Source organism: Cognatundibacterium curvum (genome assembly GCF_014284235.1).
Taxonomy (GTDB): Bacteria; Pseudomonadota; Gammaproteobacteria; order Burkholderiales; family Burkholderiaceae_D; genus Undibacterium; species Undibacterium curvum.
Window position 1 is genome coordinate 377,837 of the sequence record NZ_JACOGD010000004.1, and the last position, 24,552, is coordinate 402,388.

Annotated in this window: 38 protein-coding genes; 16 read left to right on the forward strand and 22 right to left on the reverse strand. The window is 50.3% G+C overall.

Features of this window, described 5'->3' with window-relative positions; genetic code table 11:
• Positions 1 to 16: 16 nt before the first annotated feature.
• The 14 genes from H8K43_RS09860 to H8K43_RS19175 form a co-directional block, all read right to left on the reverse strand.
• Positions 17 to 343, reverse strand: coding sequence for a phage tail assembly protein T (locus tag H8K43_RS09860; RefSeq protein WP_186903658.1), 327 nt, complete (start codon positions 341 to 343; stop codon positions 17 to 19).
• A gap of 2 nt (positions 344 to 345) precedes the next feature.
• Positions 346 to 780, reverse strand: a complete 435-nt coding sequence (locus H8K43_RS09865; RefSeq protein WP_186903659.1) for a hypothetical protein — start codon at positions 778 to 780, stop codon at positions 346 to 348.
• Positions 781 to 850: 70 nt separating this feature from the next.
• Positions 851 to 1,504 carry a phage tail protein gene (locus H8K43_RS09870; RefSeq protein ID WP_186903660.1) on the reverse strand — a complete coding sequence of 218 codons (654 nt, stop codon included), beginning with the start codon at positions 1,502 to 1,504 and terminating at the stop codon, positions 851 to 853.
• A 64-nt stretch (positions 1,505 to 1,568) separates the two neighbouring features.
• Positions 1,569 to 1,934, reverse strand: coding sequence for a tail completion protein gp17 (gene gp17 / locus H8K43_RS09875; protein WP_186903661.1), 366 nt, complete (start codon positions 1,932 to 1,934; stop codon positions 1,569 to 1,571).
• Positions 1,906 to 2,295, reverse strand: a complete 390-nt coding sequence (locus H8K43_RS09880) for an HK97-gp10 family putative phage morphogenesis protein (RefSeq protein WP_186903662.1) — start codon at positions 2,293 to 2,295, stop codon at positions 1,906 to 1,908. Before H8K43_RS09880 ends, gp17 begins: the two co-directional genes overlap by 29 nt.
• A complete protein-coding gene (locus tag H8K43_RS09885; RefSeq protein WP_186903663.1) occupies positions 2,288 to 2,632 on the reverse strand; it encodes a phage head closure protein in 345 nt (114 codons plus the stop codon). The genes H8K43_RS09880 and H8K43_RS09885 overlap by 8 nt, the downstream gene beginning before the upstream one ends.
• The gene (locus H8K43_RS09890) at positions 2,629 to 3,273 is read right to left on the reverse strand and encodes a head-tail connector protein (RefSeq protein WP_186903664.1); all 645 of its coding nucleotides are present in this window, start codon (positions 3,271 to 3,273) and stop codon (positions 2,629 to 2,631) included. Before H8K43_RS09890 ends, H8K43_RS09885 begins: the two co-directional genes overlap by 4 nt.
• Before the next feature lie 2 nt (positions 3,274 to 3,275).
• Positions 3,276 to 3,572 carry a hypothetical protein gene (locus H8K43_RS09895; RefSeq protein WP_186903665.1) on the reverse strand — a complete coding sequence of 99 codons (297 nt, stop codon included), beginning with the start codon at positions 3,570 to 3,572 and terminating at the stop codon, positions 3,276 to 3,278.
• Positions 3,573 to 3,611: 39 nt separating this feature from the next.
• A complete protein-coding gene (locus H8K43_RS09900; protein ID WP_186903666.1) occupies positions 3,612 to 4,820 on the reverse strand; it encodes a phage major capsid protein in 1,209 nt (402 codons plus the stop codon).
• Positions 4,821 to 4,890: 70 nt separating this feature from the next.
• Positions 4,891 to 5,640 (reverse strand): head maturation protease, ClpP-related, encoded by a 750-nt coding sequence (locus tag H8K43_RS09905; RefSeq protein ID WP_186903667.1) that lies wholly within the window; start codon positions 5,638 to 5,640, stop codon positions 4,891 to 4,893.
• The gene (locus H8K43_RS09910) at positions 5,627 to 6,874 is read right to left on the reverse strand and encodes a phage portal protein (RefSeq protein WP_186903668.1); all 1,248 of its coding nucleotides are present in this window, start codon (positions 6,872 to 6,874) and stop codon (positions 5,627 to 5,629) included. Before H8K43_RS09910 ends, H8K43_RS09905 begins: the two co-directional genes overlap by 14 nt.
• A complete protein-coding gene (locus H8K43_RS09915; RefSeq protein WP_230403813.1) occupies positions 6,874 to 8,526 on the reverse strand; it encodes a terminase large subunit in 1,653 nt (550 codons plus the stop codon). Before H8K43_RS09915 ends, H8K43_RS09910 begins: the two co-directional genes overlap by 1 nt.
• 38 nt (positions 8,527 to 8,564) lie before the next feature.
• A complete protein-coding gene (locus H8K43_RS18985; RefSeq protein ID WP_230403814.1) occupies positions 8,565 to 9,038 on the reverse strand; it encodes a P27 family phage terminase small subunit in 474 nt (157 codons plus the stop codon).
• A gap of 103 nt (positions 9,039 to 9,141) precedes the next feature.
• Positions 9,142 to 9,279, reverse strand: coding sequence for an HNH endonuclease (locus H8K43_RS19175; protein WP_329604507.1), 138 nt, complete (start codon positions 9,277 to 9,279; stop codon positions 9,142 to 9,144).
• Here H8K43_RS19175 and H8K43_RS19180 point away from each other — a divergent pair.
• Positions 9,211 to 9,507, forward strand: coding sequence for a hypothetical protein (locus H8K43_RS19180; RefSeq protein ID WP_329604508.1), 297 nt, complete (start codon positions 9,211 to 9,213; stop codon positions 9,505 to 9,507). The genes H8K43_RS19175 and H8K43_RS19180 overlap by 69 nt on opposite strands.
• Before the next feature lie 208 nt (positions 9,508 to 9,715).
• Here H8K43_RS19180 and H8K43_RS09925 read toward each other — a convergent pair whose 3' ends face one another.
• From H8K43_RS09925 to H8K43_RS09945, 5 genes are all read right to left on the reverse strand, one after another.
• Positions 9,716 to 10,294, reverse strand: coding sequence for a hypothetical protein (locus H8K43_RS09925; protein ID WP_186903671.1), 579 nt, complete (start codon positions 10,292 to 10,294; stop codon positions 9,716 to 9,718).
• Entirely contained in the window at positions 10,287 to 10,649 is a 363-nt protein-coding gene (locus tag H8K43_RS09930) for a hypothetical protein (protein ID WP_186903672.1), read from the reverse strand. The genes H8K43_RS09925 and H8K43_RS09930 overlap by 8 nt, the downstream gene beginning before the upstream one ends.
• 295 nt (positions 10,650 to 10,944) lie before the next feature.
• Positions 10,945 to 13,734 (reverse strand): DUF5906 domain-containing protein, encoded by a 2,790-nt coding sequence (locus H8K43_RS09935; protein ID WP_186903673.1) that lies wholly within the window; start codon positions 13,732 to 13,734, stop codon positions 10,945 to 10,947.
• Positions 13,731 to 14,168 carry a hypothetical protein gene (locus H8K43_RS09940; RefSeq protein ID WP_186903674.1) on the reverse strand — a complete coding sequence of 146 codons (438 nt, stop codon included), beginning with the start codon at positions 14,166 to 14,168 and terminating at the stop codon, positions 13,731 to 13,733. The genes H8K43_RS09935 and H8K43_RS09940 overlap by 4 nt, the downstream gene beginning before the upstream one ends.
• Positions 14,161 to 14,646 carry a YmfL family putative regulatory protein gene (locus tag H8K43_RS09945; RefSeq protein ID WP_186903675.1) on the reverse strand — a complete coding sequence of 162 codons (486 nt, stop codon included), beginning with the start codon at positions 14,644 to 14,646 and terminating at the stop codon, positions 14,161 to 14,163. Before H8K43_RS09945 ends, H8K43_RS09940 begins: the two co-directional genes overlap by 8 nt.
• A 170-nt stretch (positions 14,647 to 14,816) precedes the next feature.
• Between H8K43_RS09945 and H8K43_RS09950 the strand changes: the two genes are divergently transcribed.
• Positions 14,817 to 15,173: a hypothetical protein gene (locus H8K43_RS09950; protein ID WP_186903676.1), complete on the forward strand. Its 357-nt coding sequence runs from the start codon at positions 14,817 to 14,819 to the stop codon at positions 15,171 to 15,173.
• Positions 15,174 to 15,275: 102 nt separating this feature from the next.
• Here H8K43_RS09950 and H8K43_RS09955 read toward each other — a convergent pair whose 3' ends face one another.
• A complete protein-coding gene (locus H8K43_RS09955) occupies positions 15,276 to 15,542 on the reverse strand; it encodes a transcriptional regulator (RefSeq protein WP_186903677.1) in 267 nt (88 codons plus the stop codon).
• Between the two features lie 84 nt (positions 15,543 to 15,626).
• Here H8K43_RS09955 and H8K43_RS09960 point away from each other — a divergent pair, with 84 nt between their 5' ends.
• Together H8K43_RS09960 and H8K43_RS19260 are read left to right on the forward strand one after the other, a co-directional pair.
• Positions 15,627 to 16,148, forward strand: coding sequence for a hypothetical protein (locus H8K43_RS09960; protein ID WP_186903678.1), 522 nt, complete (start codon positions 15,627 to 15,629; stop codon positions 16,146 to 16,148).
• Positions 16,149 to 16,254: 106 nt separating this feature from the next.
• Positions 16,255 to 16,575 (forward strand): helix-turn-helix domain-containing protein, encoded by a 321-nt coding sequence (locus tag H8K43_RS19260; RefSeq protein ID WP_408058513.1) that lies wholly within the window; start codon positions 16,255 to 16,257, stop codon positions 16,573 to 16,575.
• On the opposite strand, the gene H8K43_RS09970 is transcribed toward H8K43_RS19260, so the two are convergent.
• Positions 16,508 to 16,726, reverse strand: a complete 219-nt coding sequence (locus H8K43_RS09970) for a hypothetical protein (protein ID WP_186903755.1) — start codon at positions 16,724 to 16,726, stop codon at positions 16,508 to 16,510. The genes H8K43_RS19260 and H8K43_RS09970 overlap by 68 nt on opposite strands.
• A 162-nt stretch (positions 16,727 to 16,888) precedes the next feature.
• On the opposite strand from H8K43_RS09970, the gene H8K43_RS09975 reads away from it, so the two are divergent.
• Complete coding sequence (locus H8K43_RS09975) at positions 16,889 to 17,773, forward strand: LysR family transcriptional regulator (protein WP_186903680.1); 885 nt, start codon at positions 16,889 to 16,891, stop codon at positions 17,771 to 17,773.
• On the opposite strand, the gene H8K43_RS09980 is transcribed toward H8K43_RS09975, so the two are convergent.
• Complete coding sequence (locus tag H8K43_RS09980; protein WP_186903681.1) at positions 17,770 to 18,216, reverse strand: helix-turn-helix transcriptional regulator; 447 nt, start codon at positions 18,214 to 18,216, stop codon at positions 17,770 to 17,772. The two genes, H8K43_RS09975 and H8K43_RS09980, sit on opposite strands and share 4 nt — an antisense overlap.
• Before the next feature lie 209 nt (positions 18,217 to 18,425).
• Between H8K43_RS09980 and H8K43_RS09985 the strand changes: the two genes are divergently transcribed.
• The 11 genes from H8K43_RS09985 to H8K43_RS10035 all read left to right on the forward strand — a co-directional run bounded on the left by H8K43_RS09985 (position 18,426) and on the right by H8K43_RS10035 (position 24,470).
• Positions 18,426 to 18,605 carry a hypothetical protein gene (locus tag H8K43_RS09985; protein ID WP_186903682.1) on the forward strand — a complete coding sequence of 60 codons (180 nt, stop codon included), beginning with the start codon at positions 18,426 to 18,428 and terminating at the stop codon, positions 18,603 to 18,605.
• A gap of 11 nt (positions 18,606 to 18,616) precedes the next feature.
• Positions 18,617 to 18,787: a hypothetical protein gene (locus H8K43_RS09990; RefSeq protein WP_186903683.1), complete on the forward strand. Its 171-nt coding sequence runs from the start codon at positions 18,617 to 18,619 to the stop codon at positions 18,785 to 18,787.
• Positions 18,784 to 18,933: a hypothetical protein gene (locus tag H8K43_RS09995; protein WP_186903684.1), complete on the forward strand. Its 150-nt coding sequence runs from the start codon at positions 18,784 to 18,786 to the stop codon at positions 18,931 to 18,933. The genes H8K43_RS09990 and H8K43_RS09995 overlap by 4 nt, the downstream gene beginning before the upstream one ends.
• A complete protein-coding gene (locus H8K43_RS10000) occupies positions 18,926 to 19,159 on the forward strand; it encodes a hypothetical protein (protein ID WP_186903685.1) in 234 nt (77 codons plus the stop codon). The genes H8K43_RS09995 and H8K43_RS10000 overlap by 8 nt, the downstream gene beginning before the upstream one ends.
• Positions 19,152 to 19,337 carry a hypothetical protein gene (locus H8K43_RS10005; protein ID WP_186903686.1) on the forward strand — a complete coding sequence of 62 codons (186 nt, stop codon included), beginning with the start codon at positions 19,152 to 19,154 and terminating at the stop codon, positions 19,335 to 19,337. The genes H8K43_RS10000 and H8K43_RS10005 overlap by 8 nt, the downstream gene beginning before the upstream one ends.
• On the forward strand, positions 19,330 to 19,521 hold the full coding sequence (locus H8K43_RS10010; protein WP_186903687.1) for a hypothetical protein: 192 nt from the start codon (positions 19,330 to 19,332) through the stop codon (positions 19,519 to 19,521). Before H8K43_RS10005 ends, H8K43_RS10010 begins: the two co-directional genes overlap by 8 nt.
• Before the next feature lie 18 nt (positions 19,522 to 19,539).
• Positions 19,540 to 19,797: a hypothetical protein gene (locus H8K43_RS10015; RefSeq protein WP_186903688.1), complete on the forward strand. Its 258-nt coding sequence runs from the start codon at positions 19,540 to 19,542 to the stop codon at positions 19,795 to 19,797.
• Between the two features lie 219 nt (positions 19,798 to 20,016).
• On the forward strand, positions 20,017 to 21,777 hold the full coding sequence (locus tag H8K43_RS10020) for a ParB/RepB/Spo0J family partition protein (RefSeq protein WP_186903689.1): 1,761 nt from the start codon (positions 20,017 to 20,019) through the stop codon (positions 21,775 to 21,777).
• Positions 21,774 to 22,445: an HNH endonuclease family protein gene (locus H8K43_RS10025; protein ID WP_186903690.1), complete on the forward strand. Its 672-nt coding sequence runs from the start codon at positions 21,774 to 21,776 to the stop codon at positions 22,443 to 22,445. Before H8K43_RS10020 ends, H8K43_RS10025 begins: the two co-directional genes overlap by 4 nt.
• On the forward strand, positions 22,438 to 22,704 hold the full coding sequence (locus H8K43_RS10030) for a hypothetical protein (RefSeq protein ID WP_186903691.1): 267 nt from the start codon (positions 22,438 to 22,440) through the stop codon (positions 22,702 to 22,704). Before H8K43_RS10025 ends, H8K43_RS10030 begins: the two co-directional genes overlap by 8 nt.
• 584 nt (positions 22,705 to 23,288) lie before the next feature.
• Positions 23,289 to 24,470 (forward strand): tyrosine-type recombinase/integrase, encoded by a 1,182-nt coding sequence (locus H8K43_RS10035; protein WP_186903692.1) that lies wholly within the window; start codon positions 23,289 to 23,291, stop codon positions 24,468 to 24,470.
• The last annotated feature ends 82 nt before the right edge of the window (positions 24,471 to 24,552 follow it).

Consider the following 24,552-nt stretch of genomic DNA (forward strand, 5'->3'; position numbering starts at 1 on the left):
ATAAAAAAAGCGCAGGTCAATCCTGCGCTTTTGCTTGCTTTTGCTGATATTCAAAACGATCCATAGCAAATTTCAGACGCCACTGCTCTGCAGTCAGACCGTCAACCAGTGCCTCTTGCTTAGGCTGCCGACGTTCTGCGAACAAACGGAAATCCTCGATGGCGAATGGCTCTGGCCGTGACTTTTGATCACGCTGCATATTGAGATGTACAGCCAGCCCGTGTGCGTGAAACACATCCGCAACTGGCAGTCCAAACGGCTCAATATCGTAAAACTCCATCCACTCGACAAACTCCGCCTGAGGCATCTGCTCAATCTCACCGACCGTTTTACCCAGAGCCAATGCTAGGCGGAACTTGAATCGTCTTTCTGGGTTGTCTGCGAGTTTTTTGCGTCAGGATCCTTTTTCCAGTTATTCAGAATCAGCACTGGATCCAGGAGCATTTGAATCGCAGCCTCACCACACTCACCGAGCGCTGCAATATCCGACTCAGAAAACACGCGTTGTGAGCCATCCGGAGTGAAGATGCTCTCTACCAGTACCAACTTCCAGGATGGGATATTTTTTTTCTTTGCCCGCTCCTGTAACTCTTCATTGCGTTGTTGAGACACACCACGCACCAGCAAATTGCCGAAACCTTCGATATGCACCAACTTTGATTTTGCCTTTAAAGCCCCAAACAATGCGGCCATATCAAATAACTTCACCTGCATAGCCTCGATCTGCTCAACGACCACATCTACCTGATTTGTAACTGTATCCATGACAATAACTTTCAAAATGAGAATAAAAAAAGGAGTGCATACGTATGCACTCCAATCAATGACAAACTACGAGCCAGCCAGGTGATTAACCCGAAACGATAGCGCCGGAAATCTTGAGCGATGCCTGCACATCCATTTTGCTGTCCGTCTTTGCAGTTGGACCGTCAAACTTGAACACAAAACCTGCAAACGTACGCTGCACAATGCCACCCAGGATCACGCGCCAGTTAGTTACTGTTGCCTGGTACTGATCAGCCAGCAGCTGATTCTGCATCGCTGAATTTGTAAAATTGCAGGTGAAATCGACCGATCCATTATCAACCAGACCAGGAATGAATTCCTTTGCAGTGGACTGCAGGTGCGAGACATCGAGCTGAGACACAGAGATACCGCCAAACTTAACGTCAGTCGGCTCATCAACATCAGCATAGGTGAACGAAACGGCAGTATATGTGCCTACAGCCGTCGCATTACCGATGCCAGGACCCGGTAACATCAATTGATATGATGTCGCCGAAATTACCTGCACTGGATAAGTCCCGTTATAAGCAGCAGGCGCGATACCGATATGTGTAGCCAGATCGCCGGACGACAGACCATGAGCCGTTTGTGTCGTCACTTGCAGGATGTTCGGCGCACCGGCAGCATTAGCAATCGTTGTGATTGTCTTGCCGGGCGCACTTGCTTGTGCCGTACCACGCTGAATACGCGTGTTCTGACTGCGAATTGCATTTGACATAGATGCACTCCTATATAAAAGAAAAGCCCGCAATTGCGGGCCAGTTAAAAAAATTTACTTCACTTCACAGCCAGGCTGCAAAATCCTGGCGCCATCGATACAGCTTGACGTCAAAATCATAGCCATCGCCTTCCGATAGCAACACAGCAGACAACTGCTGCGAACCCGTCAGCCCCACCTTTGCCGCCGCACCCAACTGCTCAGCCCGCGCTGGAGACTGTGCATAGGCATCAACCTGCCAAACATACCGGCTGATTGATGGCATGCCGTTTAAGACGTTTGCCGGAACACCTGAGACCTGGCGATATACGATGTACTCAGGGCCATCTGTCGCTTCTGCTTTCAGCGGCCTGATTTCTACCGATACATCAAATGCAGCGCGTAGCACTGTGTAAAACAGATCATTCGCCGCCATGTGCCACCATTGCATTCACAACACCGTCAGCGATCACCTGCTTAACCTTTACCGCTGCAGCATCGACACCAGGACGGAAAAACGGCTCCGCAGGCTGCAGTGCCGTTCCAAACTCTTTAAAGATGGCATAGTGAATACCGCCGCCCTGCGCAGATGAATCGACCTGCACTACTGACGTTGCAGAACGTCTGCCAGCCACCTCATCGTGCTCAAGCGCCGCCTTTAACGCACCGGTGCGCTCCGGCATACGCGGCTCAATTTCTGCCACAACCTCATCCGCAGCGCGTGAAACTATGCTGGGCAATTCAGATTGCACCCCCTGCGCCATTTTCGTCAGCGTAAGCTGCAACGCATCGAGGCCGGTTATATCAGCCATTATTCAAACCCTCCTCAACGGTGAATTCATACCACTGCCGCTTCTCATCGATATCAATGCCACCCAGGACAGAGAGCACCCGCTTGCCTAGCATGAGACGCATATTCGATAAAACGTGAATATCAGCCAGGCTAGAACGATATCGAATCACCACCTTGTGCGATGCCGTTGGGTGCTCAGCTGCAGCTGCTATTTTCTGGCCAGCGGACAAAGGCTGAACCCTGGCCCATGCCGGAAACAGAACCTGCCACTGCTGAACCTGCTCACCCCGCGCACCAGTCACCGCCACCTTAGTCTGCACCTGCACCCGCTTTGTCAACTCGCCAACACGAATCATATGACTGGCTCCTTCACGAAATCGAGCAACGAATCAACATAGGGCAACGGATCAACCTTGCCACGCGACATGATGGCGACCTCTTCACGGTTCTGATACAACGTCGTCAATCGCAACATTATCCAGTGACGGATACCCTCCGGAACGCTCGCCTCGATAGCCCCATACCCAGCCGTATAACTAATGCGAACGGACCCGATCTGATTGAGCACGAAAGGCCATGAACAGCCAGCTGCAGGCGCAAGTCGCGCAATAACGCTTGAAGTATCCAGTACATACTGATCAGGCGATAACGTCAGCCACCCCGCCGCAGTGCGGTACTCAACCGCCTCCACCGACTGCACTGGACCACGCCGCAACAAGATCACTGGACTGGACGCATAACCACGAAGGGAAAGCGGCAACAGCTGACCAGGAACAACATAGTCCGGCGCACCCGGAAACAGATCCAGCACCTGCTGCAACTTTTGCGTGAAAAATGAGCGGCTTGTGTAATCCTCCGCATAGCGCCGTGCTGCGCTGATCAGCAGCCGGATCAGCGCATCATCGTCAGTGATGTCCGGATCAATGCGCAAATGATTCTTTGCAAGATCCAGACTGACCGGCTCACCGACCGGCTCGACAACAACGCGCAGACCCATTTTTACGCACCTTCCTGATGCTGCGGATCAGTGGATTTCTGCGCCGCATCAGGCTCGGTAATCAGATCCGGCTGAGCCATCAATGCAGCAAATTCTTCTGCATCAATACCAATGATTACCGGCTCTTCACAACGACCTGCAGCCGACTCAATTGCGGCACCCGCCATGTCAACCAAACCCGCTTTTGCTAGATTCACAATCACCGACTCAGGACCAACTACAATACAACCGCAACCGGCATTTTCATAAGGCAGCGCAGACAACGCCAGCGCTGCAACCATACCTTTTTTTACTTTCATGCTTTTCTCCTTCGCCCGAACCATGCCGGGCAATCATGGTTAAGTTGCGGAATGCTGGTAAGCAGACACAGAGTTAATGTCCAGCAAATTGCCACCGGAACGGCAGAACGCCATAAAACCAACCTGACCCAGACGCGCATAGTTAGAATCATCAAAACGCATAAATGTGACGTCCATTGCATCACGAATCATGTAGTTTTTATGCACACCGAATGTCATTGACTTAGCGCTCGCAGCAGGCGCAGCGTAGTCATTGTTGATGTTCAACTTAAAGCCCATCAGCTCATCAGCACCTTCAACCGAGATACCTTTGTCATAAGAAGGCGTCCAGATTGGACGACCGTTACCATCCTTCATCTTACGAACGACTTTGCGACCTGCCTGCGACATCATCCAGCTGAGATCACCCTGCTCCGCATAAGCAATATCCATTGATTCAATCAACTCAACCAAGTCGTCATAGGTGTATGTGGTCGTTGAGCCCGTCTGACCAATACGACGCACTACCGCCTTTGCCAGCAATCCGTCCGGCTCAGTACCGCCAGCACCATTGGTGAACTTCAGATTTTGGATACGACCGATACGGGTACGAATACGACGATTCAGCAAACCAAGCAGATCAACTGTTGTATCCTGTACAAGCTCAATCGGGACAACGATCACTTTTGAGCTGAACTTAAATACATTCAACGGCACCGAAAAGAATGACGCATCTTGTCCACTGACTTGCGAATTCTGATCAACAATCTCACCGATCTCCACCGTGCCGTCAGTACCAGGATATGAAAGCGGCTGGCCATTCGCCGTGCGAATACTGTCCGCTACACGGCGAATGCCATTAAAGTCTTTCAGAAGCTCAATAACGGTTGATGAAATCTGCGCAGGAACAGTAAAACCACCCTGAGAACCAGTCGTTGTTGTCATCGTGTTCTGCACAATCGCCTGCTCGTCGGGCGTCCAATGCTTCTCCGCCTTGCGCAAGTAAATTTCAACTGCTTTGTTTTGCACAGACTTTTTATCATCTGTGTTCAGCGCAGGCACGGCATCTTTAAACGAATTTTCAGCAGTCAGATTATTCAGTTTTTCGATCGACGAAATTTTGCGATCAATCGCTTCGATGTCTGCCGCGATATTGTCGAATTTTTGCTGCGATTCGTTTGTCCACTTTTTCTCGCCCTGATCAGCGAGCAATTTATTAGCCTGACGCGCCAGCTCGGCACGTTCGTTACGCAGTTCTTGAATTGACATAAGCACTCCCTTTTTTCGGAAAATAAAAAAGCCACCCAAATGAGTGGCTTGCTTTTGGACTGACTGAATGTCAGTGAATACCCAGCACTTTCATACGTCGCTGGCTGTTTTCAAAATGACGCTTAGTAGCTTCGCCGAGCGCCTTATCTTCTGCTTTGTTTTTCAGTTTTGCTGGTACATTGTTATAGACATCCAGCACAAAACCGTTTTGAACATCATCCGGATCATCGTCTGACTCTTCATCATCGCCATCAGTCAATCCATCTGCCATACCTGCCGCAATCGCCTCCTCTGCAGAGAACCATGTTTCGGCATTCATCCATGCTTTTACATCGTCGATTGATTTACCCGACTTAGCGGCATAATCAGCTGCAATGGTGTTATCCATCCTGTCCAGCAACTTGACTGTTTCCGCCAAATCATTCTTATCACCCGCAGCGTATGTCCACGCATTGTGAATCATCAGATATGCACCTGACGCCATCTGTATCTTATCGCACGCGTAAAGAATGGTTGTCGCAGCACTGGCAGCAATACTATCAACAATACCTATGACCTCACCTTCATATGACTTCAGCAATGACGCGATTGCACGCCCCTCAAACGCATCACCACCAGGCGAATTGAAACGCACTGTCAGCGCCTCCCCCTTTAAATCAGCCAATAAACTGGCGACGCTCTCAGCACTGATGCCATACCAGGAATCAATCACATCATAGATATACAGCACCGGCCCTACAGGACCATTTTTTAGCTTTAACGCATTACGCGGCTTTGTCTGTTCATTACGCAGCAAATTTGCAAAATTAATCTTTTTCACTCTTACCCCCTGTTGTCTTACCTGCATTCGGATCGAACAGCACATCACCACCCGGTACCGGAGCCAGATTTCTGCGCCCACGTACTTCGTTTGTTGTCATCCAGCCGGGTCCAGAGCCGGGACCACCCAGCGCACCACGGAAAAACTCGCCTTGTGTTTTCGCGTCACCTTCCAACATCGACGATCGGTCAAATTCAAAAAACATTCCGGTACCGCGCATGAGCTTGTGATTAATCTCTTCCTCGATCTTCACCAGGCGCGGATTTAATGTGTATGTCAGAAATCCACGGTTAATCGATTCGATACCACTACCCCAGCTAGTACTTGCCGATGTTTCACCGATCATATGTGGCGGTACACCGAAGGCCCGGCAAATGTCGATTACCTGAAATTTCCGCGCTTCCAGCAGCTGCGCATCTGAAGCCGTGATTGACACATTTTCAGAACTTATCCCAGGCGGCAAAATCAACGGATGCTTATGCGCGTTACGTAGCCCCCCGAATAACTCCCGAATCTGAGCGCGAAGAAAGTCGATTTTCTTCTGGTCCATACCGCCAGAATCTTGCTTCAGCACGAGCGACGCATGCGCCCCATCCGCAAAGTATCGACCAGAGTACTCATCCATCGCCAGCGCGTTACCAATCGCGTTTTTTGCGCCCCAACTAATGACAGACATGCTTGACAATCCGTTGAACCCATAGCCAGCAAAATGTAATACATCATCCATATCCCAGCCTTTCATTGAAAGACCATCTGATACGGCATACACAATACGACTTTCGAGAGTAGGCTCCTGCTTAATCGGATTACAAACCTCCCATGGCACCTGGATCAGCTCTTTCACCTCGCCCATGCGATTGCGTTTAATAAGCATGTAACCGTCACCGCGCAGCATGACGTAGAGCATCGCCTTAAACTTTGCATCTGCCGCCGTCCACGCAGCAGAGGGACGCTCATTCAATAGCGCATGCACTGGATGATCATGCACTTCGTCCCGCACCGTCTTAGTTCGCTTATACAACCCGAGCGGCAATGTCGATATTGCGCCCGCCACTTTATCGCAGCATGCATAGACCGTCGCCAAGCGCTGCGCATTCTCCGGCGTCACATACACACCAGCAGATGCTGGCATTCCAGAAAGGAATTCAAGTGACTGCGCACTATTCCACGGAATCTGTGTTTCATTTTTCGGAGCAAATCCGAGCGCACTTTTGACACTGTTAAGCCATTTCATTACCCCTCCGTTTTCCATACCGCGTTAAACTCAGCAACCGGCTCAGACGCTAACGCACAGGCCATGACTGTCGCGACCACACCGTCTATTCGTCCATTTTGTTGAGATCGTTTCTTATCCGGCCTGTAGTTGCCGTTTGTGTCGTAGAGCATGGATACATTCACTGCATTCCAGCGCAATACTGGATTACCACTATGCTGCAATCGCCCGCTGTAAATCAGCTCATCCAGTGCTTTTGTGCCGGGATACATACCTCCAGTGTTCTGCGGAATTTCGAACATCGGAGCACCCAAATCCATCAGCTCATTCACCAGCTGCAGCGCATTCCAGCGGTCATAGCCGATTTTTTGAACATCGTAGTCGCGCAGGGATTCGAGGATCACTCGCTTGACGACAGCGTAATCCGTGACATTGCCATCCGTAGCAGTCAACCACCCAGCATCCTGCCAGGCCGCATACGGCGCTTTATCGTTATGTGCCTCGTTGTCAATTTTTGATTGCGGGCAAAAGAACCAAACCAGCACATACCAGGGCTCATCCGGCTCATCTGACGGAAACACTAACGAATAGGCCGTCAAGTCTCGCGTAGACGCTAAGTCCAGACCACCATAACAGCGCCGCCCTCGCAATATCTCCGGATCAAATTTTTTACCGCACGAATCCCACACATCCAGGTCGTAATAACCATCCGCGCTGTTACACCAGATATTGAGATCCTTGGTCATAAAGTTGACTCGCGCACCGGGCGTGCGCTTGGCCTTCAACGCCTGAGTACGCATGTAGTCAATTTGCTTTGACATACCGAGCCCAGGATTAGCCTTACACCAGACGCGCTCATCGAATGGATCATCTCCACGGTCCAACGTGTAGACATAACCAAAAAACGAATCATCTTCCGCATCACCGCGCAATACAGCCAGGCAGTAATCGCGAATCTCCACGCAGATGCCATCCAGGATGAATCCGGATGTTGTAATCGCCGATAGCAGCGGAGCCTTTCGCGCACCCAGCGCAGACTCCATTACATCCCAAACCCCGCGAGACTTCTGCGCATGCAACTCATCAAACAAGATCGCGTATGGATTCAAGCCGTCCAGGTTCTCTTCCATCGCTGGCAATGGCGCAAACACGGATGTGTCATAGACAATCTTTTCCTGATTCAGGCCAGAAAAGACTTTGAACGACTTTGCGATACGCGGCGACTTTCGACACCACTTTGCAACGTTGTCGAAGGCTGGTTTAAAAACCGTTTTGGCCTGCTCCCTGGTCGTCGCGACCGCATACACCTCGGCACCGATCTCACCATCCATAGCCAGCAAGTACATCCCCTGCGGCCCCTTCCAGGTCGACTTCCCATTTTTCCGCGCCACCTCTTCGTATGCCCGCGTGAATCGGCGATAGCCATCAGCTCTACGCCAACCGTACAGCACAGCAGTCCAGAACTTCTGCCACGGATCCAGCAGAATCGGCTGCCCTGCTAACGGACCTTTTATGTGCACGAAAAAGCGCTCGATGAAATCGATGATGTGAAGCGCATGCTCTGACGAAAAGTTGAGCCCGCGTTTTGCGCCGGTCTGCAAGTCCCTGTAATGGCGCACTACCGCAAGATAAACATACTCACCAACAACAACCTGCCCACGCAGAACAGGCAAGCCGTAACGCTCGTCCCACTCATGCAGCTGCGCCGGGATTAGTGCGGCGGCTTTCTTGCTGGAGAGGATAAACCGTGGCTTACTAAGTCTTGGAAGAGATCGTCCTGACCGCTTACTGCCCCTGTTTCTTTTTTGACCCGGGCCAGCGATGGAATCGTTAAACATGCTTTTGGCAACCATTGCCCCAACTCCATTTTTAGCCGCTTCTCGTCTTCCGCCCACGGCGCAGCCTGCGCCCAGCCAGACTTTGCGACTTGCGTGCGCCCCTTTTCCTCACACTCGCGCAGCGCATACAACCACTGCCGGTACGTTCGCACGATAACCGCCAACGGCATGCCTGCGGTCATATGCTCCAGCCCGGCATCACGCAGGACGCAGCACAGGTACTCATAAATCTTTTTCTCATCACCGTCAAAATCCATGCCTGGCGGCGGCTCTGGCGAATTGATAATCGTCCGCGCAGCATTACCTACTGCAGGCGGCGATGCTGCAAAACTATAATCATCACTCACTTTGATTCTCCACTGAGATACACCTTAAACCCCCGGGGGGTAGTTTTCTCTTCGCGAAAAAATCAACCTGGGCGTCCGGTTTCCAGCAATCTGCCGCAGACTTTTACCACCCCACCCCGTTTGATTTTTTCCTTGCGCGGCCACGCTTTGCCTCAGCCTTAGACTTTGCGTCATGACAGGCATCGCACAGACCTTGCACGTTCTTTGGAACGTCCTCACCGCCTTCAGACAATGGGACGATATGATCGCGCTGTGTCGCAGCTGTAATGCGATCATTGCGCCTGCACTCAGCGCACAATGGATCAGCCCTGAACAACTGCTCACGCAACTCCTGCAAGCGGCGGCCAGTGATGCGCTTAGCCACATCCTTGCGCTTCTGCCACTTTTGATATTGATGCGCAGCGCATCGACCAGAGCCATCAGACACATACTGATAGCAACCAACCATCGTGCATTTACGCGGCGCTGATACTGGCATACATCCACCATAAAAAAACCCCAGCTGCGGTCGCAGCCAGGGCGAAGGCTAAATTACAGTCAAGGAGACACCATGCAACAGTACATACGTCTGCACTGATTGTCTGAAAACAAAAAAGCCCTGAAGACCAAAGTCTGTCAGGGCTACTCTTTTGCTAGGCGCGACAACACACCCTTTTGAGGTGCGTGATACGGCGCGGTTATCCGGCAAATAAATTTAAATTGTCAGGTCGAATTATAGCCGCATTTTTTTCGCGTTCAAGTATTTGTTTCAAACTTGTCCTTGCCTTCCACAACGTCAACGTCAGATTTTGACGCCCGCGCAGCTTCAAACGATTGCGGATGTACTCATCTTTGTGACGATATACGTAACGCATCAACAACGCTTGTTTTTGCTGGTGATCAATGAGTTTTGCCCAAGCGCTCTCAATCAACAATGCATCCTGATGGCGCAGTTCAGCCAGCGCCTGATCTTCGATCTGTTGCAGCATAGTCTTATGCTCGATCAATCCGCGCATAATAAGCTCACGTCGGAATTCTGAATTTCGAATCTCATAATATCGGGTCGCCCAAAATGTTGACGCCTGCGACGAACTTGTATTCACGGGATTAACAACATTCCCCCAATCAACCAATCGCAATTCCATATCCCTATCTCTTTCACCAATTTGCGGAACCGGCCTCTTATACGCAGGCGTTTCGACTTCTTCGTATTTATCATTCTGATAGTCATCAACGCCTGACCTGCAAACTAAAATTTTTGACTTACTTTTACGCATGCCTTGCCTCTCTCAAAATTTTACGTAACTGCTTCGCTCTTTCCCGCGCTTCCTCATGATCCTGCTCATCCACCACTTCAATCTCAATCCCGATACTGTTTGCAAACTCGGTTGCATCAATCATCCACTGCGGATCGCGGCGATAGCATCTGTCTAACTCATCCCAGCAAATCACTGTTGTCACCGTTGTTTCTGGCGTGCCGAAGGTGCGGTGGTTTTCCATTGCAAAGAACTGCCCCGGCTGCCCTTCCATCGCATTTCTGATCATTGTATTCACCACATCTACCCCTAACTGCTTGCGCATCCTATCGATTCGCGCAGCGGTCACTGGCATTACGTCCCTGAGCGTCGTCATATCAACTCCTGCGCACCAGTTAACAGCGTCTTACACTTGACACCACTGACCCTGATACGCTGAAACCCGCATGAATATTGATGTTTAACAGGGTTAACAGGGTTAACACGGTGAATACACACACGTGAGAGAAATTCTATTTTTTTCAGAATTAAGTAATTGAGGCATTTTTCTACGCGCACGTGCGCGGACGACACTGTTAACCCTGTTAACCCTGTTAAACCCGCATGGATATTGGCTTTGCGCGTAACAGCATCAAACCGGCACAGTGAAAACCCTGATATAAACGGCGCGATCATTTCGTCTCATCCTTGATATTGGCGGCCAACATGAACGAATTGCACTGCTGAGATAGCGTTTCACCGCTATCACACTCAACATGGAATACCGTACGCAAGCGCTTCTTCTGCACACCTAGCGTTATCCACTGGCGATCTCGCTTTAACCGGCTATTAATCAACTCTGAGAACTTCTTCATCGATAGCGCCCGGAAATGGAACCGTGAACAGTAGCCCTCGTACGCCTCAAATAAATGCTCAGCGATGCAGGAGCAGTAAGGGATTGACAGGCCGCCCAACTGCCACTCGAGATAAAACACTTCCCAATCCGGCCGACCAAATTCAATCATTCGCTGTTTAGATTGCGTCATGATCGGCTTTGTATGCGGGTTGAAATCAGCGAGCGGATATCGCAGCAGGAAGTCATAGAAGGCTTCGACCAGCCCCTTATCTAGCTGCGCAACCAGTTCAGCCAGCAGCTCGAGGTCAAGTGGATTTCTAGCCTCTACCACCTGGAAACGTCGGTCTTCAGGCTCGATAGGAACCGCCTGAAACTCGTTCGACAACATGACTACGTTTAAGTGGTTTGCCTCGAAACGATCATCCTTGAATTTTTGCGTGATCGGCGTATCGCGACCAGTAATCAGGTGCTTCACCAGGCCGAACGAGCTGTACTTATCCTGACGCGACAAAATCTCTTCAAACAGCACATAGAGTTTTTGCGAGCGCCAGGCAGAGTAATTAGCATCGAGCTGATTCTGTCCACCAGTTGCACCGTGTTTGCCATAGATCGGCTTGATAATGCCCTCGAAAAACAGGCTCTTACCCGTTCCCTGCTTATCGCCAAAAAACAGCAGCGCCGTCTGCATCTTTGCCCCAGGGTGTTGCAGTGGATAAGCCAGCCAACGCAGCACCCACACAAACACGTCCGCGCCATTCGCCTCGGTAGAGCAAAGACTTTCCAGCAAGCGTAAGACCAGCGTTGCCTTCGCATCATCGTGACGTGGCTTGATCTGAAAGCCCTCAAACATATTGATGTGCGTCTCAGGATCTACTTTTTGAGTCGGATCAAATACTAGCTTGTCATGATCCTTTTCTTGTCTGAGTGGATGCTGAAGCCAACGCGTTGCCAGCTCACCACGGGCGAGCGCCATCGCATCAAAATTGACAACGACTTTCTTTTCCGCATCCCACACCGTCTTTGTCCCGTACAACAAGGTATAGCGATCCAGCATCTTCGCCATACCATCATCCCCCGCCTCCCCGAGGTCTTTTGCTACGCCGCGAACGACTTTAGGCAAATTGCGAGGGCTGATTGATCGTCGTTCAGGATGAGCATCCCACTGCTTTGCAGCCTCTTTGCCAACCATTGCAACGAACGCTGCCTTTTTGATGCGCAGCTTATTGACCGAGTCCCAAACCTCCGTCGTCCCTTGTATCAACGCGCAATGCGAAAGCGCCCACGCAATTGGCACCAACCCCACAATTTCCGCAGCACCCTCAGGAGGGGGCGGGGGAGGAAGCGAATCAACTGATGGGGCATCATCAACCCATGAAGGAATTTTTTCAAAGGCAGAATCTTCTATTGGCTGCTGCGCAGCAGGAAAAGAAAAACCCTGCACCTCAGCAGAGGGTGCGGGAGAATCAGGCGCTAACCGTATCGCTGCAACCGCAGCATTAATTTGTGACGCTACCGCGTCAAGGGATTCAAGAACATGCAGGTCATTAAAATCAGTCCATTTCTGGCCGTCTCGACCGCTAAATACAGGATGAATCACAGAGGCATTACCCACCGCTGCAGCGGCCTCATGCGAGCGATACAGCCCTGCATTGCGGAACGGCTCCGTGCGATGCATGCGCCCCTTGCGCATGTCTGCCTCAATATACTCAATGCCCTGCGGGTCTGTACGCCACCAGGCAGTGACCTCAACCGGCTCACCATCTGCCGCCTGGTATGTGCGGCTCTGGCCATCGATCACCGGATCAGGCAGCGAGAGATTGAATTGCTCGCGCAAGCGCTCGATGAAACGGGGCAACAGCAGATAATCATCGTCCGCGATGAAGCGGATATGCGCATTCGGGTACGTAGCCCGAATGTGCTTGGCGACTGGCATTAGGTTTCCCGCATCGAGCGCACAAACCACAAACGAGCCGGGTGCTGCAAGCAGCACGGACGCGCATGTTGCGTAGCCCTCCCCTATATCGATCAGCTCAGCATCTGCAGGGATATTCATCAGGTGAAATGCCGCACCGACCTTATCGATACCTTTATTAAATCGCTTTTCGCCTTTTGCATCGATCTTCTGCAGGCCGCGCAAAACAGGACTGCACCCGCCATCAGCCCACAATGGCATCAACAAATCGCCATCACTGCTCAGCCGCAGACCAAACGCAGGAACCTGCTTTTTCACCAGGTATGGATGTGGGGCCGCGTGATCACATTCAACTGCGCTACCCCATTGTTGACGCGCACGGTTTGCGGCCAGGCGATGCTTTTCCTCTTCTTTTTCTCGCTCGATGCGCGCCAGCTCGGTCTGCTTTGTGACCAGCGCCGCCCGATCTGCATCAGACATGCGCTCAACGTCACCCTTAAACTTAATCGCACCGTTATCCTCGCCGTGGTAAGTACCAAACGCACCGCTAACGGTTTCCTTCCCGGACGGCAGCGAGACACGGCGTGCGATATACCAGCTTTTCTTGCCCTTGCCAAAACGGTGGATTGTGCCATCAAGCACAGGATGGCCAGACGGTACATTGTTGTATCCCGCATCGACCATCTGTGCCAGGCAAATTTCTTCTAGCATCATGAGGCAAGTACCTCACCGCTTGGCAACTTACGCGTAACGCCCATCAGTGATGGGATATTTTTGTGATCATCAGATCCAGGGCGAATTGGAGCCGCAGAACGATACTTGGCAATATCCAGATCACGGCGCTCACGCAGAGCGCGGCCAGGCACGATCTGCGGCACATATTTTTCAGCAACCGGCGCAGACAGAAATTCACCAGCGTAGTTTTTCCCGGCGTGCGTTGCTTTCAGACGGTAACGGTCTTCCATGCGTGCCAATCCCGCGTCGACCAACGTGCTAACGACCGCAGAGCGGAAAATATGGTCCACGCGGTAACGCGGCGATAGCGGCACCTTAAGCTCGTTGAGCAACGCAGTGCCCCCCAATTCAACCAAGCGCAATAACGCTGTATGCGCGGCACTATCCGTGCGAATTGATGCGGGTTTAATCATGCTTATCTCCCCGCTTCGCCACCGTAGCTGCTTTGGTTTCGGGGCAATACACAACAAACGTCACGGCACGCAACTCATCCATCGTTTTGTGCATGCGATCAACAACATCATTAATTCGCTCGCGTTCATTCTTACTAATTTTTCCGTCAGCCGTAGCATCCCGGAACTCAACAGACAGCTCACCGAGCTCCGCATACAGCTCATGAAACTTAGCAGCAACGTCCTTACTATCAACGCCGCCGATTTCTGGCAGCTTGATAAACGTGCCGCCACTCTCAGCGGCAATAGCCTCAGCAAAATAAGTCGTCTGCGACAACTCCTGCAGGCGCAACGCATCACGCCAACGCAATGCCTGCCCCTTACTTTCATACGCACGGTTACGCAGCGCTGTCTCGCTCATACCCAAATACGCTGCAGCGACTGGCCAACTGCCATTCACCTGGTTGACCATCTCAATGATCTCGTTTCGGACATCCATAATTCGCCCCTTTTTTTATGGTTTCACAAACTTTTTTACGCACCTAAAATGCACTCAATTCAACGGAGGCCGACATGACGACCGCAGAACAACGACGCGTGGCACTTTCTTGTGGTTTAATTAAAATTTTTTTACGCAAACACACGATCAAACACTAAACCGAGAGCGCCATGACCGATCAGAACGATGCCCATCACGAACTCCACCAATTCCTAAACGAACATTTAAAAAAGTCACGATTTGTACAAGATTTACTTGATACCCAACGCTTAGCATTTTCCCAATCACTTGCGATCATCTTTAAGCACCTAATTGCGCACGACCCAAGTACAGCGCCAGTCATACTGAATGCGTTAAGTGAAATAGAAATACCGACAGAAAACCGTAGCGTGAGCGGAGATCGCTCATTGATTGCGCGATCAATCCGAGAAGAAATGAAAAAGAAGCCCATTCACAACCCATCAGAAATCGTTGCCGCTGTCTTTGGCGACTCACCTGTTGCGCGAAAGAGAGCCAACAAGCGCTGAACACTTTGGGACTCAAAAAGAATGCGCTGCCGCTCAACCCACTCGGCATCGTCAAATGTCCCATCAATAAAAATTGAGGGATCAACTATTGGCGAAAGAAATTCAGGAGGCATGGCTAGGCACCTCAGCCATAACCGGTGAGCACTGAGAGGTGCCACGGATATATGCCCAGTCAGCATCTGGCCGCAGATCTTCGCAGCGCACCTGGCGAGCACTCTCGCGCTCAATGTTGATACATAGATCAGCACTTAGACGCTGACTGCGACTGATTGCCTTACGTAGATAACCTTCAGTAGTCCCACATGCACCACAAAATGCAGCGCGCCGGACTTTATCGAGGCCATTAATGAATAGGAGCAGTTTTTTCATACCCCAAAGATTACCCGAAGGTACATATTAAATCAATACCTATAGGTATTTTACCTGTAAGTAAATTTCAAATATCTTTACCTCATGGACGACAACACTATTCGAATCAATAATCTGCGGGCGATTACGGTCGAACGCTTTAACGGGAAACAGTCTGCCCTGGCCGCACATTTGCAACGTCAGCCGGACTACATCTCACGCTTGTTTGTAGGTAAAAAAAAGTTAGGCTCTGAATTAGCCCGCGAATTTGAGAAACTATTAGACATACCGAAATACTCGCTGGACGTACCGGAGGGGGTGCAGCACGAAGTGAATGAGCATCGTGCGCAATACATTACCCAACAGGAGCTGCCAGAGGACGTTCGAGCAATTGTGGAATTAATGCTGTCAGCTTCTGATGACGGCAGGAAGCGCATTCGTATTTATGCAGAGGATGCGTACTACGAGTACCAGAAACGCCAAACGCAGGCCAGTAATATCGGCCTACTACCCGCATCCCTGGTATCGAGAATTGCCCGCATTCAGGACCCAAGTATTATTCCCGCAATTGAGGGAATGATTAACGGCTCATTTGCCGAACAAGAGGCATATCTGAAAACCAAGTGAATACATATGCGCCATTAATTGCGTATATGTATAGAATTTTCGGGGGCGAATCCAAGGGCGACATAATCGCCACACCATGGATATTGCTCACAGAACTGATCTCGTCATGAAAGCATGCGGCGTTGTCGATCAAAGCCGATTTGCTCGCGAAGCAGGCGTATCAACCACCACATTAAATCGCATATTGTCTGGTGCGATCAAACAACCATCAGCTATAGTAATGGCAAAGATCGCAAAACGAGGCGGCGTTAGCTTTAATTGGCTCATACTAGGCGATGGCGACGAGTCCGATCACAACGTGATGCGAGCTCGAATCATTAGCCATCAAGAATCAATACTAATAGACCACTTCCGATCAATCAGCGCACGTGGCCGTGAATTGATTCTGTCTGCAGCCGCTGCTCGATTGCGCGACGAATCTCGCTAATATTTACAATTTCCGCACCGACCTTACGCGGGAACGATACCGTGTAACCATGAAGCGTACCTCTCACGATACGCTGGCCAACGTCGTCAATACGCCTAAATAGGCGCACCACCTCCCATTCCGCCTCCGACAAACTTTGCTCAATATTCATTACCTGTTGCCTTTATGTCTTTATCTGCAGATAAAAATATACATTAATTTTTGTCACATTTAGTTAAATTGATTTAAACGTGAGTTAACGATAATTAAAAACTATTTCAATACATCGAAACGCCATCCAGTATTGCCTTAAGGAAGTTTTTTGAGGCAACACGTGCTACCACTTGATCCACTAGATGTTGAAATTGTCTTGTTACTCAATACGGAATTGAGCCTTGGCAGAATTGCGCGTCGACTAAGCATGACAACATCTGCTATTTCACAGCGAATAGAGCGAATGGAAGATCGCTTAGGACATCGTATTGCGACGCGCAAAAGGAATATCAGGCTTACAGAAGCAGGGATGGAAGTGTTACGAACCGCAACACACTTAAAAATGCACAGCGATGATTTGGCTCGCCGACTAGATCAGCTAAAAAATCCATCAATCAAAATTATGGCTGACCATAGCCTACTGATACACGACCTACCGTTAGTTCTGCAGCAAATGACATCCGACATCCCAAAGTTGTCAATTCACTTAACCACTGGGTCATTCAATCAAATTATTCAAGCAGTCAATGATCACCAGGCTGATGCCGGGCTAATTGCAGGCGATCCGAAAGTCATTGGCCTGCAGGGACGCCCCATAAGAAAAGAACATATCTGCCTACTAATCCCGAATAACCATCCATTAATTCGATATAAAACGCTGTATTTTGCTGATGCCATACGCTATCCGATGATCCTATCGAACAATCTGGAACACATCACCGGACACCTCATGGATGAGGCAAAAAGAATTGGAGCACATCTACACATCCCCATGACCGTACCGCACTTCGAAATCCAGGCACACATGGTATCGCGCACAGATATAGGCATTGCACCTACGCTGGAATCGGTAGCAAAACGGTTTATTTCGATTTACCCAGTCACCTATGTTCGACTATTAGATGACTGGGCAGAAAATCTACTGTCTGCGGTTATCCGGGAGAAAGGAAGCCTTTCAGATGAGGTCAACACTTTGATCAAATATTTAATCAAACTAAACCACTAGCCCCGATGAAAGCCAGGTGGCATACAACGACCATCTTTAGGCGATTTCTTGATCAATTCACGTATGGCGGAACGCGCATCATCGGTCATTGAGCGATATTCAGAAAGCAACTCAATTTCGTCAGGACTATTCCAGCTCAGCGCGTAGATCTGCCGACTCAACTTATCAACTGGGATTTCCAACACAGCACCGGTCGGCTCAGGTAAGTAGCCCGCAAACTCAATCGGCAATTGGAAGCCAGTTATTTTTGAAATAGCCAATATTTGCAGCACGCTCGGCTGATGACGCTCATTCTCCCAGTGAGAGATATTAGCTCTGGTATTCCCACGCGCAACGCCTAGCTCAATAGCCAGCCGCACACCGAGCTGCACCCCTGATAGTCCGGCATATTCCCGAGCATCTCTAACCCATGTTGAAATTACTGTTTTTATATTTGCGTTCATGGGCTGCATGTTACATAAAAACAGTCGTCCTAGCACGGAATCACCCTCCAGAAACCAAAAATCCAATCAGTAAAATCCAACACAAGTATAAAAAAATGTAACAGACGTATTTTTCCGCCCCGTTTATTTACCTCAAGGTATTTACTATTAATTTACCTTGGGGTATATTTCAGATGCTTTTTAATTACCTTAATCTGATGGAGCGAAAAATGGACTTTCAAAAACTGAAAAGTGTATTCGTTGCAGTTCACGCTACAACCAAAGAACACACAGAATCAAAGCGGTCATATATCGGATGGGTCGCTGCACGCATCCTGATTATCCTCATCATCATCAAAGATCACCGCCTGGGCAACATTCTGCGCGGCCTCTTCGCTCGCTCCCACTAAAAGGAGCCGCCATGTCCACCCCTCAATTAGCAGAGTTAAGAAAACAGGTCCACAAGGCTACGCTTCAAATTAACTTGATGCGCCAGGCATTGCATCGCGCCGACACAGACTTTGAAGAAACCGGAACCGTCACGTGCGAAACGATGGAATTCATTCGCAGCGTTAAGGAGCTTTTGTCATGAGCGCCTTTTCTGTGACCGTCCGCACTCCGCATGCCGTGTATCAGTACACAGCTATAGCGGCCAGCACCAGTGCTGCCATCGATGCAGCCCTGGATACGTTCGGCATCGCATCAGTAACTGCTAAGCCAGGGGTGCATCATGGCTAAGCGCACCTGGACATATGCAGAGATCACATACGAAGCCGAAGCTCGCATCAATTATTTGATGGAAATGGCAGCAAAACAGCGCAACACCCAAGACCCCCAATATATAGCCATCATCGAAGGTCTTGCCTTTGGCGCGTACTGCCTGTGGAACGACATTACACAGGGAAAACAAGCACCTGGCGATGCAGAGCGGCTGAAAGCAATGACGGAGGTGCACCGTGGCTAAATTCAACTTCCTGGCACACCGCAACGAGCCTACTGACATCAAGCCGAAGGTCCGTATCCGCGCCACCGCGCGCGATGCCTACGCTGGACTGCGCGGCCAGGCATACATCGCGGCACGCAACCTGGGCAAAGCACAAAAAGTGCATACGTCTGCACAAACGGGAGGCCAGCATGAGTAAGCCATCCCCCGACCGCAGTTCCCTGCAGGCCGTCTATGACCGTCTAAAAATCAAACAGCAGTCACTCGATGACATGCTGAAAAACCCCGCGCTCAAACGCACCCTGGAAAACGCAGCACGAAACCACGCAAAGCGCTTGGCACGCTTTGACCCGGTCGCTGCGCGCTGCAAAAACGACGATTAATTAACACTGGAGATCCACATGCAAACAAATCAGAAATCACAACTGCGCCACGCACCCGCAAATGTCATGCTCGACGCCCTGGTCGCAACAATGCAGCTCAAAAACGACGCTGCGCTGGCACGCCGCCTGAAAGTGGCACCACCAGTGATCAGCAAGCTGCGCCACGGCACACTGCCAGTAGGCCCGTCTCTGCTGATCACTGCGCATGAGGAAAGTGGCATCAGCATCAAGGATCTGAAAGCGCTGGCAGGCATCGCAAAAGAGGCGCAGCAATGAATCACGGATTCAGCATAGGCGACAGCGTCGCCACAACCGCAGCAGCACTTGGCAATGGCCATATTGTCGGCTTCAAAACCGACATCACGAACGGCCAGCGCATTGCCCTGGTGCGAATAGTCTCATTGAACCCACTAGACGTCCGCGAGACCGCAATCCCAGTCCAGGAGCTGACAGCACCGCACATGAACCTAGCAAGCACAATCACACGGAGCAATCATGGTCGCTAAGAAAAAAATAGCTACGGCCATCGTAGCCAATGAGCAGACAACAGATTCCGGCGTATTCGGCATCTATGAAATCAGCAAAATCCGGATCTCGAAAACCAACCGCAAACATTTTGACGAAACAAAGCTGGCTGAACTGGCGGCGACCGTCAAAGCGATGGGAGTACTCGAACCTATCCTAATTCGCCCTGTCACGCCAACAGCAGAAGAGCCTGAGGAATACGAAATCGTAGCCGGTGAGCGCCGCTATCGCGCAAGCATCATCGCTGGCCTCGCTACTATCCCGGCCATGTGCAGAAACATGTCGGATGAACAGGCTGCAGAAGTGCAGATCATTGAGAACCTGCAGCGCGAAGATCCACACCCGCTGGAAGAAGCCCTGGGTTATCAAAACCTGATGTTCAAACACGGCTGGACCGTCGAAATGCTGATCGAAAAACTGAATCGGTCAAAGAGCTATATTTACGGCCGCCTGAAATTATGTTCCTTAGCCGCTCCACTGCATGGCGACTTTTATGCGAAAAAATTCGATGCATCGACGGCGCTGCTGCTCGCCAGAATCCCTGTGCCAGCACTCCAGATACGCGCCTGCAAAGAAATCCTGACACCATCATTTAGAGAGGAACCACTCTCTGTCCGAGAGGCACAGCGCCACATTACCAACCGCTACACCTTGAAATTAGCTGATGCCACTTTCGACATTGCAGATAGCAAGCTGACAGAGGCACCCTGCTGCGCCAAATGCCCAAAGCGCACCGGCAATCAACCTGAGATTTTTACGGACATTAATCCAGACGTTTGCACTGACCCCGATTGCTTTGCAGATAAAACTGGTGCGGCCACGGAAAACAAAGTAGCGAAGTACTTGAGAAACAACTTGCCAGTATTTCGCGGCGAGGACTTTGTTCAGGCGCTGAATGATGCAAGAAATGGGAGTGGAAATTATGTGATTGAGTCCACATTCATTACAGCCTTTCCGCACCATCACAAAAACAATAAATCAAAACAGGCTATCTGTGCGGTTTTAAATAAGGTTCAGCTTGGCACGCCTGCAGCCTATGCACTGTCGGATTCAAATAAATTTACTCCACTTTACGACGTAAATCACGTCCAGGCCGCACTGGAAAAAGCAGGGTATTGTGACAACCTCCTGGAAGCCTTCGACAAAAATGCAGCAACTAAGTACAAAGACACTTACTTTCCAGAAGAACAAAAAGACTCACAACGTCCAGCAATTACCATTGGCGCGGCCACACTCAAAGCTACAGCTACAGATCCATACCTGGAACGCTGCAGGCAGGAAGATCTGGCAAAAGCGAAAGCAGAAAAAGAGCTGGCATTCCGCATTGCTACGTACAAGCGCATCCGACTAAACGGGTTCGTTAACTTCACAATCGAATCGCTACGAGAATTGGCAAAACTGCTGCTCTGCACCTATGCCATCCCTGATGATGTACTTGCCGACCTATATCCGTTCGGCACTGATGGCTCCGACGCTGCAGTTCACACCTACATCGACCTGGCGGACAAGGCTACCGTGATGAACATCATGCTCGACATGTTACTCGGTGAAGCTTTCAGCATCGGCTGGAATAATCCAAACCAAACCCTGGAGTACGACGCACTGATAAACATCGCAAAAACCGAGGGTATCGACGTCGACCAGGTACGCGCAGATCTGGAGCGGCCGGTCGATGCTATACCCATCAAACGCCCTACTCTTTCGCTCAAGAAAAAGGCGGAGGCAGCATGACTAAATCTCGAGGAATCCTGACTCGCGCTAAATGGACTGCAGAAAAGATTGAAATACTGAAGCAGCAGTACGCAGACCAGTTAGCAGCCGACATTGCCAGCTCTCTAGGTATGAAAACGCATCACATTTATAGGAAGGCAAAAGCGCTTGGCCTTAAAAAATCAGCGGAGTTTTATTCCGGGGAAAAATCTGGAAGAACCAATGGCCAGCACGGCAAAGGCACTCGTTTTTTTAAAGGTCAAACCAGCTGGAACCAGGGACTAAAAGGACTAAATCTCGGCGGAAAACAAACACAATTCAAACCTGGTCAAACGGCACCCAATACACAAGCGATCGGAAGCTATCGGATCACCAAAGACGGCACCTTGCAACGAAAAATAAGCAACAACAAAGGCAGCAATAGTAATCGATGGCGCGGTGTACACGAGCTGGTTTGGGTCGAATCAAATGGAGCCGTACCAGAAAAACACATTGTAGTTTTTAAGCCAGGAACACGAACAACTGTTTTAGATGAGATAACTATTGAGAAAGTCGAGTGTATTTCACTGGCAGAAAACATGAAGAGAAATACTGTCCACAACCTGCCAAAAGAGTTGGTTGAAGTAGTTCGGCTCCGAGCAGTCATCAATCGAAAAATTAACCGCGTCACTAAGGAAAATCATGAATAACATCGAAACCCTGCGCAGTCATTTGTTCAATACGTTGACTGCTTTAAATGACAAAGATAAGCCCATGGATATTGATAGAGCCAAGGCCATATCCGAAGTCGCCCAAACAATCATCAATAGTGCAAAAGTTGAGGTTGAATACGCAAAAGCGACTGGCGCTGCCGGCAGCAATTTCCTCGAAATGGCACCAATCAGAACCCCACCCGGCAGCCTGCCACCAGGCATTACCGGCATCACTAAACACAGACTACGGGGCTGACATGAAAACCATGAACCAATGCACACACAACTGCAACCAGGGACGTGCATGCACATGCGCGTCAGGCACAGAAAAAATGGGAACTCTGAGCCTAAAGCTACGAGCAAAAAGCGGCTATAGCAGCGACATTGAGAATGTTCAGATCACCCCAGAACAATGGGGTGACATTCAAAACGTCGCCAACGGAGCAACTACGAGGCGGGAAGACGAACTGGTAGCAGCACTTCATGTTGCACTGCCATTTGTCGAAGATCACGCCTGCAGCGGCTCTTATAAGCCAGGCGCAGTAGCTAAGGCAATCCAGAAAATCCGGATCGCACTGACAGAACGCCCAGGAAGATCAAGCCCGCCTTCCTGGTAGTTTTCGAACAGCCACAAGAAACCCCGACGCACTGTCCTACCCATATTTCCGCTTTTGTACAAAAAATGTTACGCTATTTGACCATCGCTAAATTCTCCATCGAATCGGGTTACTCCGAGGATGCAATACGCACGAAAATTCGTGACGGAATTTGGCCTGAAAGCTCCGTCTGGATCAAAGCGCCAGACGGGCGCATTTTGATTGACGTACAAGGGTATGAAAAATGGGTAGAGACGGGAGCGGCGTTAAAAGTGCGTCGCAAAGCAGCATTGAAATCACCTTTACCTATCAAGGCAAGCGCTGCCGCGAGCGCCTACCGCTCAAGCCCACCCCCGCTAATTTAAAGCGCGCAGAGCAGCACCGCGCAGCAATCCTGCACGCGATAGCAACCAACTCATTCGACTACTCAGCAACATTTCCAAACTCAGCAAACGCCGCTAAATTCGCAGAATACAAAGGTGAAGTGCAATACCTGGGCGAATACCTCGAACAGTGGCTGTCCAGCCGAAAGCCTGAACTCAAGGTATCAGCATACGATGGTTATAGAAAAATCGTCGACTACAAACTAATCCCCTGGTTCGGTCACCTCAAATTAGCTGAAATCAAGCGGCTGCATGTCAGAGAAATACTCTCACTGCAGACCTGCACTAACAAAACGCTGGCCAACATCCAAAGCCCACTACGCAAAGCCCTGCATGATGCTGCAGAGGACGAACTGATCGAGACGAACCCACTGGCAGGATGGACTTACAGCAAGCAAGACGCGCCAAAGAAAAAACTCAAGATCGACCCATTCTCCAAAGAAGAACAAAAGCTCATCCTGGACACAGCAACCGGCCAGGCAAAGAACCTGCTGCAGTTTGCCTTCTGGACAGGTCTGCGCACGTCTGAGTATGTTGCGCTCAACTGGGAGGATGTGGACTTTGTGCGCAATGTGATCATTGTCGATAAAGCCCTGACGCAAAAATCAGATGAGGCGGAGACAACAAAAACGATCAGCGGCCTGCGGGAAGTCAAATTGCTGGGGCCAGCGCTCGATGCGATCATTGCACAGAAGCAATTCACCTACCTGGCCGGGAAAGAAGTGTTTCAGAATCCCGCAACCGGCGAACGGTGGGCTGGCGATCAGCCTATCCGCAAGCGGATGTTTGAGCCATTACTGAAAAAAGCGAAGGTACGCTATAGAAACCCATATCAAACCCGACACACCTACGCATCGATGATGCTGAGCGCTGGGGAACACCCGATGTGGGTCGCGAAACAAATGGGCCACGCAGACTGGACGATGATCGCCCGCGTGTACGGGAAATGGATGCCGGACGCGGATACCGGCGCAGGCAGCCGGGCAGAGAGTTTATTCGGGAATGACAACAATAAGACAGCCACCCTCTCGAAACCCGCATAAACACTGGATATATCGCGGGTTCGATTCCCGCCGACTCCACCAGAATTCAAAAAAACCAAGCGCTGGCGCTTGGTTTTTTTTT

Excerpts from the sequence above, each read along its gene's own strand:
- H8K43_RS10025 (WP_186903690.1), top strand. The coding sequence starts at position 21,774 with ATGACTAAATCTCGAGGAATCCTGACTCGCGCTAAATGGACTGCAGAA.
- H8K43_RS09890 (WP_186903664.1), bottom strand. The coding sequence starts at position 3,273 with ATGGGTCTGCGCGTTGTTGTCGAGCCGGTCGGTGAGCCGGTCAGTCTG.
- H8K43_RS09955 (WP_186903677.1), bottom strand. The coding sequence starts at position 15,542 with ATGAAAAAACTGCTCCTATTCATTAATGGCCTCGATAAAGTCCGGCGC.
- H8K43_RS09930 (WP_186903672.1), bottom strand. The coding sequence starts at position 10,649 with ATGACGACGCTCAGGGACGTAATGCCAGTGACCGCTGCGCGAATCGAT.
- H8K43_RS09895 (WP_186903665.1), bottom strand. The coding sequence starts at position 3,572 with ATGAAAGTAAAAAAAGGTATGGTTGCAGCGCTGGCGTTGTCTGCGCTG.
- H8K43_RS09980 (WP_186903681.1), bottom strand. The coding sequence starts at position 18,216 with ATGAACGCAAATATAAAAACAGTAATTTCAACATGGGTTAGAGATGCT.
- H8K43_RS10035 (WP_186903692.1), top strand. The coding sequence starts at position 23,289 with ATGGGTAGAGACGGGAGCGGCGTTAAAAGTGCGTCGCAAAGCAGCATT.
- H8K43_RS09910 (WP_186903668.1), bottom strand. The coding sequence starts at position 6,874 with ATGAAATGGCTTAACAGTGTCAAAAGTGCGCTCGGATTTGCTCCGAAA.
- H8K43_RS19180 (WP_329604508.1), top strand. The coding sequence starts at position 9,211 with ATGACAGGCATCGCACAGACCTTGCACGTTCTTTGGAACGTCCTCACC.
- H8K43_RS09940 (WP_186903674.1), bottom strand. The coding sequence starts at position 14,168 with ATGATTAAACCCGCATCAATTCGCACGGATAGTGCCGCGCATACAGCG.
- H8K43_RS09885 (WP_186903663.1), bottom strand. The coding sequence starts at position 2,632 with ATGATTCGTGTTGGCGAGTTGACAAAGCGGGTGCAGGTGCAGACTAAG.
- H8K43_RS09870 (WP_186903660.1), bottom strand. The coding sequence starts at position 1,504 with ATGTCAAATGCAATTCGCAGTCAGAACACGCGTATTCAGCGTGGTACG.
- H8K43_RS09925 (WP_186903671.1), bottom strand. The coding sequence starts at position 10,294 with ATGCGTAAAAGTAAGTCAAAAATTTTAGTTTGCAGGTCAGGCGTTGAT.
- H8K43_RS09880 (WP_186903662.1), bottom strand. The coding sequence starts at position 2,295 with ATGGCTGATATAACCGGCCTCGATGCGTTGCAGCTTACGCTGACGAAA.
- H8K43_RS09995 (WP_186903684.1), top strand. The coding sequence starts at position 18,784 with ATGAGCGCCTTTTCTGTGACCGTCCGCACTCCGCATGCCGTGTATCAG.
- H8K43_RS09970 (WP_186903755.1), bottom strand. The coding sequence starts at position 16,726 with ATGAATATTGAGCAAAGTTTGTCGGAGGCGGAATGGGAGGTGGTGCGC.
- H8K43_RS10020 (WP_186903689.1), top strand. The coding sequence starts at position 20,017 with ATGGTCGCTAAGAAAAAAATAGCTACGGCCATCGTAGCCAATGAGCAG.
- H8K43_RS10030 (WP_186903691.1), top strand. The coding sequence starts at position 22,438 with ATGAATAACATCGAAACCCTGCGCAGTCATTTGTTCAATACGTTGACT.
- H8K43_RS09985 (WP_186903682.1), top strand. The coding sequence starts at position 18,426 with ATGGACTTTCAAAAACTGAAAAGTGTATTCGTTGCAGTTCACGCTACA.
- H8K43_RS10015 (WP_186903688.1), top strand. The coding sequence starts at position 19,540 with ATGCAAACAAATCAGAAATCACAACTGCGCCACGCACCCGCAAATGTC.
- H8K43_RS09900 (WP_186903666.1), bottom strand. The coding sequence starts at position 4,820 with ATGTCAATTCAAGAACTGCGTAACGAACGTGCCGAGCTGGCGCGTCAG.
- H8K43_RS09960 (WP_186903678.1), top strand. The coding sequence starts at position 15,627 with ATGGACGACAACACTATTCGAATCAATAATCTGCGGGCGATTACGGTC.
- H8K43_RS09950 (WP_186903676.1), top strand. The coding sequence starts at position 14,817 with ATGACCGATCAGAACGATGCCCATCACGAACTCCACCAATTCCTAAAC.
- H8K43_RS09990 (WP_186903683.1), top strand. The coding sequence starts at position 18,617 with ATGTCCACCCCTCAATTAGCAGAGTTAAGAAAACAGGTCCACAAGGCT.
- H8K43_RS09945 (WP_186903675.1), bottom strand. The coding sequence starts at position 14,646 with ATGGATGTCCGAAACGAGATCATTGAGATGGTCAACCAGGTGAATGGC.
- H8K43_RS09935 (WP_186903673.1), bottom strand. The coding sequence starts at position 13,734 with ATGATGCTAGAAGAAATTTGCCTGGCACAGATGGTCGATGCGGGATAC.
- H8K43_RS19260 (WP_408058513.1), top strand. The coding sequence starts at position 16,255 with ATGAAAGCATGCGGCGTTGTCGATCAAAGCCGATTTGCTCGCGAAGCA.
- H8K43_RS10010 (WP_186903687.1), top strand. The coding sequence starts at position 19,330 with ATGAGTAAGCCATCCCCCGACCGCAGTTCCCTGCAGGCCGTCTATGAC.
- H8K43_RS10000 (WP_186903685.1), top strand. The coding sequence starts at position 18,926 with ATGGCTAAGCGCACCTGGACATATGCAGAGATCACATACGAAGCCGAA.
- gp17 (WP_186903661.1), bottom strand. The coding sequence starts at position 1,934 with ATGCAATGGTGGCACATGGCGGCGAATGATCTGTTTTACACAGTGCTA.